Raw genomic sequence first — 11,664 nt, forward strand, 5'->3', positions numbered from 1 at the left:
GCCCGGAGGTGGCGGCACGTACCCGCCCTGCGGTGGGGGCGGCGGCGGGAAGTTTCCCGGTGGGGGACCCGGCGGTTGTTCAGTCATGGCACGCCTTCCACATCCGAATGATCACCTGAGGTAAAGCGGCATAAATGTACCTGAGAAGTACCTGGACATCGCGGCAAAGCGGAATCTTCATCTGCCCGACACATCCGGGCGTCAACCAGCGGCAAGTATTTGCTCAGGCAACAATATCAGCGGCGGCGCGGCCCGTCGGAGAGGAAGCCGAGCAGATCGTGGCGGGTGATGACGCCGACGGGCTTGCCGTCCTCGACGACCATCAGCGCATCCCACTCCCGCAGCGACTTCGCGGCCGCACTGACCAGCTCACCCGACCCGATCAACGGCAGCGGCTGACCCATGTGGAGTGACACCGCGTCGGCGAGCTTGGCCCGCCCCTCGAACACCGCGGACAGCAGCTCGCGCTCGGACACGCTGCCGGCCACTTCCCCGGCCATCACCGGGGGTTCGGCACCGACCACCGGCATCTGGGAGACGCCGTACTCGCGCAGGATGCCGATCGCATCGCGCACGGTTTCCGACGGGTGGGTGTGCACCAGGTCGGGCAGCGCGCCGGACTTGCCCCGCAGCACGTCGCCGACCGTCGGTTCGACCACCGAGCCGTCCAGGCGGGAGCGCAGAAAGCCGTACGACGACATCCAGCCGTCGTTGAAGATCTTCGACAAGTAGCCGCGACCGCCGTCCGGCAACAGAACGACGACCAGCGAATCCGGCCCCGCCTCCTGCGCCACCTTGAGCGCGGCGACCACGGCCATTCCGCATGAGCCACCAACCAGCAGGGCTTCCTCGCGGGCCAGCCGTCGCGTCATGTCGAAGGAGTCGGCATCGGAGACAGCGATGATCTCGTCGGGCACCGACGGGTCGTAGGCCGCCGGCCAGAAGTCCTCGCCCACGCCCTCCACCAGGTAGGGCCGGCCGGTCCCGCCCGAATACACCGACCCCTCCGGATCGGCGCCGATCACCTTCACCGTGCCGCCGGAGACCTCCTTGAGGTAGCGCCCGGCACCGGTGATCGTCCCGCCGGTGCCGACGCCGGCGACGAAGTGGGTGACCTTGCCGTCGGTGTCGGCCCAGATCTCCGGACCGGTCGTTTCGTAGTGGCTGGCCGGCCCGTTCGGGTTGGAGTACTGGTCGGGCTTCCAGGCACCGTCGATCTCGGCGACCAGCCGGTTGGAGACGCTGTAGTAACTGTTCGGGTCGTCCGGCGCGACCGCCGTCGGGCAGACGACGACCTCGGCGCCATAGGCGCGCAAGACGTTCTGCTTGTCCTCGCTGACCTTGTCGGGGCAGACGAAGATGCACTTGTAACCCCGCCGCTGTGCCACCAGGGCCAGCCCGACACCGGTGTTGCCGGAGGTGGGTTCGACGATCGTGCCGCCGGGCTTCAGTTCGCCGCTGGCTTCGGCCGCGTCGATCATCTTGGCGGCGATACGGTCCTTGGCGCTGCCGCCTGGACTGACGTATTCGATCTTCGCCGCGACCAGCCCCGAGCCCTCCCGAACGACGGAGTTCAGTTGGACCAGTGGGGTGTTCCCGATCAGCTCGCTGATGTGCGACGCGATTCGCATGCCTACATCGTGTCAGGCTTTCGCGTCGACTGGTTAGCCGGTGGCTTCGCGGATGTACTCACCGATCTGCCGCAGCGAGCGCTTGGCTTCCGGAATCAGCGGAGCGGCGAGCTGGAAGTCGTGGATCTGGCCGGGCCACACCCGTACCTCGGTGGGCACACCGGACGCCGCCAGCCGGCGTGCGGCCAGCCGGGCGTCGTGCAGCAGGACCTCGGATCCCGACACATGGATCAGCGTGCGCGGGAGTCCCGGCTCGATGTGGTCGAGCGGTTCGTAGACGCCTTCGGGTTCGCCGTCGACGATGTTCTTGGCCGCGGCCCGCGCGACCAACGCGACCAGTGCGTCGAAGGCCTTGGGCGGGAACATCGCATCGGTGTGCATGTTCGGGTGGTTGACCTTCTGTTCCTGGTCGAGTTGCAACAGCGGCGATATGGCGACCAGCGCGGCGGGCTCTTCGCCGAGGGCCTGCAGCCGCTGCGCGAGAGTCAGCGCCAGATATCCGCCGGCGGAGTCGCCCGCCAACACGATCTGGTCGGGCTCGTAGCCGCGAGTCCGCAGCCACTGATAGGCGTCGTAGCAGTCGTCGACGGCGTTGCCGATGCTGTGCTTGGGAATCAACCGGTAGTCGACGACCAACACCGGCGAGTCGGCGAACTTCGACAGCGCGACCGAGATCCGGCTGTGGGAGTTCACACCGCAGGTCAGGAAGGCTCCACCGTGCATGTAGAGGACGACGCGGCGGTTCCCGTCGGCCGGCAGCACGCCGGGCGCGCGCACCAGCTGAGCGGAAGCGTTGGGCAGGCCGACAGTGGCCCGGACCGTGCCCGGGGTGGGCAGCAACGCGCGGGCGACGAAATCGACCAGGCCGAACGGCCACGGCCAGTGCGGGACGTGGCTGAGCACGGCCAATGTGGGCCACATGGAGACGCGGGTGCCGATCGAAACGAGCCGCGCGGCGACGCTGGGGCCGCTCTCGACGACCTCGACCGGTGCGCCGTCAGAGACCGGGTACCGGCGCGGGTGATGCCCGCTGCCCGTGGTTACGCGGTGCGGGGCCGAAGCCCGGACCTTACTGGGTGCGGTCATCGTCAACACTCCCTACGCCAATGTAGATACGTGTCCCGGGTAATCGAGCGAACCCCGGTGACTTAGCTTGCCATGCGTATTACCTACAACAACTAACGATCTGATTTCTTACCGGATCTGATACCTGTCCGTAATCGCGGGGCCACTCTGGCGACCGGATTCCAGCCCGAGCAGCACCTAAACTGGACCCGTGGGCATACGCGCTCCGCGAAAGTCGACAGCGGCGCTGGCAGCGGCGGGGGTTCTGGCATCCACCGGTACCGCTGTGCTGGGTGCGCGCAGTTTGCTCAGCGGTCAAGCGGATCAAGTTCGCAATGTCATCCCCAAGTCGTGGGACGTGCCGCCGCGCGCAGACGGCGTCTACGCGCCCGGCGGCGGGCCCGTCATCCGCTGGGAACGCGGCGTGCCGTTCGACCTTCACCTGATGGTGTTCGGGGACTCGACGGCCACCGGCTACGGCTGCCGTAACGCCGACGAGGTACCCGGCGTTCTCCTCGCGCGTGGGCTGGCCGAGGAGTCCGGCAAGTCGATCCGGCTGTCGACGAAGGCGATCGTGGGGGCGACGTCGAAGGGCCTGTCGGGTCAGGTCGACGCGATGTTCGTGGCCGGACCACCGCCCGATGCCGCGGTGATCATGATCGGCGCCAACGACATCACCGCTCTCAACGGGCTCAGCGCGTCCGCGCGCAGGCTCGGCGCGGCGGTGCAGCGCCTGCGGGCGTCCGGCGCGGTGGTGGTCGTCGGCACCTGCCCGGATTTCGGTGTCATCAAAGACATTCCGCAGCCCTTGCGGTGGACTGCCCGCGCGCGGGGCCTTCGGCTGGCGCGCGCGCAGGCCGCGGCGGTGCGTGCCGCGGGCGGCGTTCCGGTACCGCTGGCCGACCTGCTGTCACCGAACTTCCTGGAGGCACCCGAGCTGATGTTCTCCGAGGACCGCTATCACCCGTCGGCGGCCGGCTACGCGCTTGCGGCCAACCAGTTGCTGCCTGCGCTGTGCCACGCCCTCGGTGAGTGGACCGGGGCGACCGTCCCCGATCTGCCGTGGGCCACTCGCTCGGAGGTCCGAGCGTTGACCGACCGGCTCGGGCCACTCGTGCGGCTGCTGCGCCGCCGGACCACCGGGGTCCCCGCACCGATCGTGGTGCCCGCGAGCTAGGTTCGTGTGCATCGTCGCTGCACACCAAGGAGCCGTCATGCCCGAAGCCGTCATTGTTTCCACTGCCCGCTCGCCGATCGGGCGCGCGCAGAAGGGGTCGCTGGCCAGCATCCGCCCGGACGATCTTGCCGCGCAGATGGTGCGCGCCGCACTCGACAAGGTGCCCTCGCTGGACCCCCGTGAGATCGACGACCTGATCATGGGGTGCGGCCAGCCCGGTGGTGAGTCCGGTTTCAACATCGGCCGCGTCGTCGCGGTCGAGCTGGGCTACGACTTCATGCCGGGTACCACGGTCAACCGCTACTGTTCGTCGTCGTTGCAGAGCACCCGGATGGCGTTCCACGCGATCAAGGCCGGCGAGGGCCACGCCTTCATCTCGGCCGGCGTGGAGACCGTCTCGCAGTTCGGCAAGGGCAGCGCCGACGGCTGGCCAGACACCAAGAACTCGCTGTTCGCCGAGGCGCAGGAGCGGTCGACGGCGGCTTCCGCCGGCGCCGAGGAGTGGCATGACCCCCGCGAGGACGGCCTGATCCCCGATGTGTACATCGCGATGGGCCAGACCGCCGAGAACGTGGCGCTGCACACCGGGATCAGCCGGGAGGACCAGGACCATTGGGGTGTGCGTTCGCAGAACCGCGCTGAGGAGGCCATCAAGAGCGGCTTCTTCGAGCGCGAGATCGTGCCGGTCACCCTGCCGGACGGGAGCACCGTCTCGACCGATGATGGCCCGCGTGCCGGCACCACCTACGAGAAGATCAGTCAGCTCAAGCCCGTCTTCCGCCCCAACGGCACCATCACGGCCGGCAATGCCTGCCCGCTGAACGACGGCGCCGCCGCGGTGGTGATCATGTCCGACACCAAAGCCAAGGAGCTGGGGCTGACCCCGCTGGCGCGCATCGTGTCGACCGGGGTGTCGGGCCTGTCGCCGGAGATCATGGGCCTCGGCCCGATCGAGGCCATCAAGAAGGCGCTCGCTTCGGCGAAGATGTCGCTCTCCGACATCGACCTGTTCGAGATCAACGAGGCGTTCGCGGTCCAGGTGCTCGGCTCGGCGCGGGCGCTGGGGATGGACGAGGACAAGCTCAACGTCTCCGGCGGCGCGATCGCGCTCGGGCATCCGTTCGGCATGACCGGCGCCCGGATCACCGCCACGCTGCTGAACAATCTGCAGACCCACGACAAGACGTTCGGCATCGAGTCGATGTGCGTGGGCGGTGGCCAGGGCATGGCCATGGTCGTCGAGCGGCTGAGCTGAGCGCACGCTCGGCGCACACACGACAAAGCCCCGGCCGCCAAGGCCGGGGCTTTGTTCGTGAGAGCAGCTAGCGGTTCTGGAAGTACGACAGCAACCGCAGGATCTCGATGTAGAGCCAGACCAGCGTCACGGTCAGGCCGAGGGCCACACCCCAGGCGGCCTTCTCGGGCGCACCGGCGCGGATCATCTGGTCCGCGGCGTCGAAGTCGATCAGGAAGCTGAACGCCGCGAGCCCGATCACGAACAGCGAGAAGATGATCGCGATCGGACCACCGCTGCGCAGGCCGAGGCCTTCACCGCCGCCGACACCGAACATCGCCAGCACGAAGTTGCCGAGCATCAGCACCAGCACGCCGACCATGCCGGCGACGATCATGCGGGTGAACTTCGGGGTGACCCGGATGGCGCCGGTCTTGTAGACGACGAGCATGCCGAAGAACACGCCGATGGTGCCGAGCACCGCCTGGCTGATCAGCACGCCGGCGTTGGCGCCGGACACGACGACGTTGGCGAAGATGAACGACACCGCGCCGACGAACAGGCCTTCCAGCGCGGCGTAGCTGAGCACGATGGCCGGGTTGTCCTGCTTACGCCCGAACGTCGCGATCAGCACCAGGACCAGGCCGCCGAGGCCACCGATCAGGGTGAGCGGCATGGCCAGCGCCAGGTTGGCCGACACGATGAAGTAGGAGATGACGGCGACGACAGACAACACGCCGAGGGTGATGCCGGTCTTAGTGACGACGTCGTCGATCGTCATGGGCCGCGAGACACCGGTCTGCGGCTGGTAGGCCCCCGCGTAGGGGTCGGTCTGGTAAGCGACCTGCTGGGCACCGGCGACACCGGTACCGAATTGTGCGTATCCGCCCTGCTGCCTGGGCAGCGAACGAAATACCGGGTTGCTGGTCTCCCGCACCGTCGGATCCTCTCCTGGAAATCGAGTAACGCACCGTCAACGAACGGCGCCCAGAACCGGTTCCCAGGAAGTCCACAAGATTCTTCCCGCGTGTCCGGCGCTACAAAGCCTGACCTTACCTGCGGACGGTATCCGGCGGGTCACGAACTTCTGTCGACTGGTACTTTTGCCTTTTTAAAAAGCTAGGACATCCAACCTTTTATCCGGAAGGACCTCACTGTCGTGACGGCTGAATCCGACGAAGTCTTGACCCGCGTCGACGGTGGCATTGGCTTCCTGACGCTCAACCGCCCCAAAGCCATCAACTCGCTCACCCACAACATGGTGACGATCATCGCCAAGGCGCTGACCGACTGGGCCCACGACGACGGCGTGCGCGCGGTGGTGCTGACCGGCGCCGGCGAGCGCGGCCTGTGCGCCGGCGGCGACGTGGTCGCGATCTACCACAGCGCGCGCGACGAGGGGCACGAGGCGCGCAGGTTCTGGTTCGACGAGTACCGGCTCAACGCACAGATCGGCAGCTACCCCAAGCCGTTCGTGGCGATCATGGACGGCATCGTCATGGGCGGTGGCGTCGGCGTCGCCGGGCACGGCAGCGTCCGGGTGGTGACCGACACCTCGAAAGTCGCCATGCCCGAGGTCGGCATCGGCTTCATTCCCGACGTCGGCGGCACCTACCTGCTGTCCCGGGCTCCCGGCGGGCTCGGACTGCACGCCGCGCTGTCCGGCGCACCGTTCTCCGGATCCGACGCCATCGCGCTGGGCTTCGCCGACCACTACATCCCGCACGAGTCGCTGGCGGCATTCACCGCAGCGATCGTCGCCGACGGCGTGGACGCAGCTGTCAAGGCGTTCTCCATCGAGCCTCCCCCGAGCCATCTTGTGGCCCAGCGGGATTGGATCGACGAGTGCTACGCCGGCGAAACCGTCGCCGACATCGTCGCCGCCCTGCGCGGCCACCACGAAGACGAGGCCAAGAAAGCCGCCGACCTCATCGCGTCACGCTCCCCCATCGCCGCGGCCGTCACGCTGGCGTCGGTGCGACGGGCCGCCGAGCTCGACACGCTCGAAGACGTTCTGGTGCAGGAGTACCGGGTGTCCTCGGCATCGCTCGATTCGCACGATCTCGTCGAGGGCATCCGCGCACAGATCGTCGACAAGGATCGCAATCCGACGTGGAACCCGCCGTCACTGGACGCGGTGACCGACGAGGATGTGGAACAGTACTTCGCGCCAGCAGACCCGGACCTGACCTTCGAGGAGCACAAGTGAGCTTTGAAACCATCCTGGTCGACCGCGACGAGCGGGTCGGGACCATCACACTCAACCGCCCCCAGGCACTCAACGCCCTCAACAGCCAGGTGATGGCCGAGGTCACCACGGCCGCCGCCGAATTCGACGCGGACCCCGGTATCGGCGCCATCGTCATCACCGGCAGCGCCAAAGCGTTCGCGGCAGGCGCGGACATCAAGGAGATGGCCACCCTCTCGTTCTCGGAGGTCTTCGACGCCGACTTCTTCGCGGCCTGGGGCAAGCTTGCCGCGGTGCGTACGCCCACGATCGCGGCGGTTGCCGGTTACGCCCTGGGCGGTGGCTGCGAGCTGGCGATGATGTGCGACGTGTTGATCGCCGCCGACACCGCGAAATTCGGCCAGCCCGAGATCAAGCTGGGTGTGCTGCCGGGCATGGGCGGCTCGCAACGGCTGACCCGCGCGATCGGCAAGGCCAAGGCGATGGACCTGATCCTGACCGGCCGCACCATCGACGCCGCCGAGGCCGAGCGCAGCGGACTGGTGTCGCGGGTGGTGCCCGCCGACGACCTGCTGACAGAGGCCAAGACCGTCGCGACGACGATCTCGCAGATGTCGCGGTCGGCCGCCCGGATGGCCAAGGAAGCGGTCAACCGGGCCTTCGAGTCCACCCTGACCGAGGGCCTGCTCTACGAGCGTCGACTGTTCCATTCCGCCTTCGCCACCGACGACCAGACCGAGGGCATGGCTGCCTTCACCGAGAAGCGCACTCCGCACTTCACGCACCGCTAGGGTGCTGACGTGACCGTCACCGAGCCGGAGATTGTGCAGGAGCCGAAACCCGAGCCCAAACCGGACTGGTGGCAGCGGCGCTATACCTTCACCGGCACCGCTGTCGGTCTGGTGTTTCTCGGCCTCTCCCTGAGCCCGTCGCTATTGCCGCGCGGCCCCCTGTTCCAGGGTCTGGTCAGTGGCGCCGCCGGCGCCATCGGGTACGGCCTCGGTGTGTTTGCCGTGTGGCTGGTGAATTTCATGCTGTCGCGGCCTACCAGTCCGCACCCGCCGCGTTGGGCCTGGCCGGTTCTGGTCATCGTCGGCGCCATCTGGCTGGTCCTCACGATCTACTGGTTTCACGTCTGGCAGGATCACGTCCGCGACCTGATGGGCGTGCCACGGCTGAAGTGGTTCAACTATCCGCAAGCCGGCCTCATCGGCGTCATCACGTTGTTCGTGTTCGTCGAAATCGGCCAGCTGGTCGGCAAACTCGTCAGATACCTGGTGCGCCAGCTGAATCGTTTTGCGCCACCGCGGGTTTCGTTCGTTGTCGTGGTCGCGATCCTGCTGAGCCTGACGATCGCGCTGCTCAACGGCATCGTGGTCCGGGGCGGCATGAGCTTCCTGAACAGCACCTTCGCCTCGGTCAACGACGAGATGGATGCCGACAATCCGGCCCCCACCACGCCGCTGCGTTCAGGCGGACCGGGCTCGCTGGTCACCTGGGACACGTTGGGCCATCAGGGTCGTGTCTTCGTCGCCGGTGGCCCCACCGTCGAACAGCTCACGAAGTTCAACGGCACACCGGCGGTCGAACCGATCCGCGCCTACGCCGGCAAGAACTCCGCCCAGAACATCAAGGCCGCAGCCGATCTCGCCGCCCGCGAACTGGAGCGGACCGGCGGGTTCAAGCGCAAGGTCATCGCGGTCGCGACCACGACGGGAACGGGGTGGATCAACGAAGCCGAGGCTTCGGCGCTCGAGTACATGTACAACGGCGACACCGCGATCGTGAGCATGCAGTACTCGTTCCTGCCGAGTTGGTTGTCGTTCCTGGTCGACAAGGAGAATGCGCGTCAGGCCGGCCAGGCGCTGTTCGAGGCGGTCGACGCGCGGCTGCGCGAGATGCCCGAAGCACAGCGGCCCAAGATCGTGGTGTTCGGCGAAAGTCTGGGTTCGTTCGGCGGTGAGGCGCCGTTCCTGAGCCCGAACAACATCATCGCCCGCACCAACGGGGCCCTGTTCTCCGGCCCGACGTTCAACAACACGATGTGGGACGACGTCACCGTCAACCGCGACGCCGGTTCGCCGATGTGGCTGCCGATCTACGACGAGGGCCAGAACATCCGGTTCGCGGCACGGCCGGACAACCTGGGCCGCCCCGATAAGCCGTGGGGGTACCCGCGGATCGTCTACCTGCAGCACGCCTCGGACCCGATCACCTGGTGGAATCCGGATCTGCTTTTCGCCGAACCGGATTGGCTGCGCGAGCCACGCGGCTACGACGTGTCCGAAGACATGTACTGGATTCCGATCGTGACGTTCCTCCAGGTGTCCGCGGACATGGCGGTTGCCGTCGATGTGCCCGACGGGCACGGGCACCGTTATGTGCGCGACGTCGTCAACGCGTGGGCAGCGATCCTGCAGCCCCCGGGCTGGACACCAGATAAGACCGATCGACTTCGGGGAATCGTTCACGCGCCGGAGTGAGTTCGGCGAGCACGCCCGCCTCGACCAGTGCTTCGTAACCACCGATGACGTCGGTGGCGCGGTGCAGTCCGAGGTCGAGCAATGAGGCCGCGGCCAGGCTCGAGGTGTAGCCCTGCGAGCAGAGCACCACCCACTCGACATCGTGGTCTTTCGCTTGGGGCAGCCGGGCGTCGCTGGTGGGATCGCAGCGCCACTCCAACACATTTCGTTCGATCACCAATGCCGCCGCGGTCTCGCCTTCGACGGCACGCTGGGCCGCAGGCCGGATGTCGACGAGGATCGCGCCGCGGCGCAGCGCGGCCGGGACTTCGCCGGCCGCCAGTCGCCGCAGGCGCTGCCGCGCGACGCTCAGGATGCTATCGATTCGACTGGCCATCGGATCAGGATCCTTCGGGTTCGTTGGTCAGTTCCGTGCGCGTACGGCGCAGCGTGTTGCGTTGGGTCAACTCGTAGTACGACATCGCGGTCAGCGGCGGCGAGTAGGCGTGCACGCTCAGCGTAGTCGCCGCGGGCGTCGTGGTGATTGGCGCCCGGACGACATCGTGCACCCACCCGAGCGGGAACGCCGCCTGATCCCCGGCGTCGAGCCGACGGCGGTGCAAACGCTCACCGTCCCAACGATATTCGTGCAGTGCGCCGGAGAGCACGGTTAGCGCACCGAGCGATCCGCCGTGGTCGTGCAGTTCGGTGAAGTGGCCGGGCACCCAGCTGATCAGCCAGACGTCCAACTCGTCGTCGGCATACAGCCGGGTGAACCACCGGTCTTCGGCGGGCGGTCCGCCGGCGGGCAACAAGTCGTTGAACCGACCGCGCAGCACCTCGTCCGCGTACTGGTCGGTGGTGTGCAACAGGTCGGGCAGCCGCAGGCGGGTGGGCGCCGACACGGCTGGGGCGGTGGAGGGGAAGGTGGCAAGAGAAAGGGCAGCGCCCGAATACGGCATGACAAGGGACTTTCGACAGAGATTGCAGGGCAGATCGGGGGTCGGCTAGTACCGACAACACTCCTGAGACCCGGTGCGCTCCGTCATGGTGGCCAGTGTTGCATAGATTGAATCCATGCGCGGGTACCGAAGTCGCTCCCTGTTCGGCGCAATTGCGTGTGCTGCGGCGCTGGCCGCGTGCTCGTCCGGCGGCGGGGGGCAGGGCACGTCGACGACGACCGCACCGTCGAGCAGCGTCCAGAAGTCCGGGGAGACGGCCTCGCCCTCAGGCGACATCGCGGTGTCGCCGGGCGGAGTGACCACCCGGATTGACGTACCCGCCGAATCGACCGAAGAACAGTATGCGCAGGCCTGCATGGCCACCAAGGCATGGATGGAAGCCAAGGGCGGTGATCCGACGACGTTGGTCGAGCCGTTCCTCAAAGATCTGCAGAGCAACGCGGCCGCCGGCCCCCCGACGTTCGACAAGACTTGGGGAGAGTTATCCATGGCCCAGCAGGCCGCGGTGATCATCGCGGTCCGGGCCGCCGCCGAGGGCGGCTGCTGAGCGGTTGGAATCACGGGTAGCAAAAGTCGCCGCAACGGCGAGATTCTGCCAGCCGCCACCGGATTCCTGCCATCGGAATTATTTGCCTGACCTCGCGGTTTACTTCCTTGTAACTGGCAGAACCAACAAGAGAAGGCAACACAATGACCAAGTACGCAGTCGCAACCCTGCTGGGTTCCGCGATGAGCGCGCTCGTCATCGGCTTGGCCGCCCCCGCGGCCGCCGCCCCCAGCGGGTCCGGTGACGCCCGCCACACCCAAATCGATTCGTTGGGATACATGGTCGGCAGCGACAAGATCGGCGCCATCGACGTAATCCAGCGCGACTAGCCGGGGCGCGATGACGCGCACCGACGACGGAAGGGCACCCCGCAAGGGGTGCCCTTTCCCGTTCGCGTG

General features: G+C 67.2%; 12 protein-coding genes. 7 read left to right on the forward strand and 5 right to left on the reverse strand.

The window, feature by feature from the left end; all coding sequences use genetic code 11:
• Positions 1-236: 236 nt before the first annotated feature.
• Together HPC46_RS11385 and HPC46_RS11390 are read right to left on the reverse strand one after the other, a co-directional pair.
• The gene (locus tag HPC46_RS11385; protein WP_179469826.1) at positions 237-1,631 is read right to left on the reverse strand and encodes a cystathionine beta-synthase; all 1,395 of its coding nucleotides are present in this window, start codon (positions 1,629-1,631) and stop codon (positions 237-239) included.
• A 33-nt stretch (positions 1,632-1,664) separates the two neighbouring features.
• Positions 1,665-2,717, reverse strand: a complete 1,053-nt coding sequence (locus HPC46_RS11390) for an alpha/beta hydrolase (protein ID WP_218894033.1) — start codon at positions 2,715-2,717, stop codon at positions 1,665-1,667.
• 190 nt (positions 2,718-2,907) lie between these two features.
• On the opposite strand from HPC46_RS11390, the gene HPC46_RS11395 reads away from it, so the two are divergent.
• Together HPC46_RS11395 and HPC46_RS11400 are read left to right on the forward strand one after the other, a co-directional pair.
• Entirely contained in the window at positions 2,908-3,873 is a 966-nt protein-coding gene (locus HPC46_RS11395; RefSeq protein ID WP_179469828.1) for an SGNH/GDSL hydrolase family protein, read from the forward strand.
• A gap of 37 nt (positions 3,874-3,910) precedes the next feature.
• Positions 3,911-5,128 (forward strand): acetyl-CoA C-acetyltransferase, encoded by a 1,218-nt coding sequence (locus tag HPC46_RS11400; RefSeq protein WP_179469830.1) that lies wholly within the window; start codon positions 3,911-3,913, stop codon positions 5,126-5,128.
• A gap of 67 nt (positions 5,129-5,195) precedes the next feature.
• Here the strand turns inward: HPC46_RS11400 and HPC46_RS11405 are convergent, their stop codons facing one another.
• A complete protein-coding gene (locus tag HPC46_RS11405) occupies positions 5,196-6,044 on the reverse strand; it encodes a Bax inhibitor-1/YccA family protein (RefSeq protein WP_179469832.1) in 849 nt (282 codons plus the stop codon).
• 222 nt (positions 6,045-6,266) lie between these two features.
• Here HPC46_RS11405 and HPC46_RS11410 point away from each other — a divergent pair, with 222 nt between their 5' ends.
• Genes HPC46_RS11410 through HPC46_RS11420 form a run of 3 tightly spaced genes read left to right on the forward strand, consistent with a single transcriptional unit; the run spans position 6,267 to position 9,778 of the window.
• Positions 6,267-7,316, forward strand: a complete 1,050-nt coding sequence (locus HPC46_RS11410; protein ID WP_179469834.1) for an enoyl-CoA hydratase/isomerase family protein — start codon at positions 6,267-6,269, stop codon at positions 7,314-7,316.
• Positions 7,313-8,086, forward strand: a complete 774-nt coding sequence (locus HPC46_RS11415) for an enoyl-CoA hydratase (RefSeq protein WP_179469836.1) — start codon at positions 7,313-7,315, stop codon at positions 8,084-8,086. Before HPC46_RS11410 ends, HPC46_RS11415 begins: the two co-directional genes overlap by 4 nt.
• A 9-nt stretch (positions 8,087-8,095) precedes the next feature.
• Positions 8,096-9,778 carry an alpha/beta hydrolase gene (locus HPC46_RS11420; protein WP_179469838.1) on the forward strand — a complete coding sequence of 561 codons (1,683 nt, stop codon included), beginning with the start codon at positions 8,096-8,098 and terminating at the stop codon, positions 9,776-9,778.
• On the opposite strand, the gene HPC46_RS11425 is transcribed toward HPC46_RS11420, so the two are convergent.
• Positions 9,690-10,154: a rhodanese-like domain-containing protein gene (locus HPC46_RS11425; protein ID WP_179469840.1), complete on the reverse strand. Its 465-nt coding sequence runs from the start codon at positions 10,152-10,154 to the stop codon at positions 9,690-9,692. The genes HPC46_RS11420 and HPC46_RS11425 overlap by 89 nt on opposite strands.
• A 4-nt stretch (positions 10,155-10,158) precedes the next feature.
• Positions 10,159-10,719, reverse strand: coding sequence for a cysteine dioxygenase (locus HPC46_RS11430; RefSeq protein ID WP_179469842.1), 561 nt, complete (start codon positions 10,717-10,719; stop codon positions 10,159-10,161).
• A gap of 115 nt (positions 10,720-10,834) precedes the next feature.
• Here HPC46_RS11430 and lpqV point away from each other — a divergent pair, with 115 nt between their 5' ends.
• Positions 10,835-11,266: a lipoprotein LpqV gene (gene lpqV / locus HPC46_RS11435; protein WP_179469844.1), complete on the forward strand. Its 432-nt coding sequence runs from the start codon at positions 10,835-10,837 to the stop codon at positions 11,264-11,266.
• A gap of 143 nt (positions 11,267-11,409) precedes the next feature.
• Complete coding sequence (locus HPC46_RS11440; RefSeq protein WP_179469846.1) at positions 11,410-11,595, forward strand: hypothetical protein; 186 nt, start codon at positions 11,410-11,412, stop codon at positions 11,593-11,595.
• Positions 11,596-11,664 lie beyond the last annotated feature (69 nt).

Origin of the sequence: Mycolicibacterium vinylchloridicum (assembly GCF_013404075.1) — a bacterium.
GTDB lineage: Bacteria > Actinomycetota > Actinomycetes > Mycobacteriales > Mycobacteriaceae > Mycobacterium > Mycobacterium vinylchloridicum.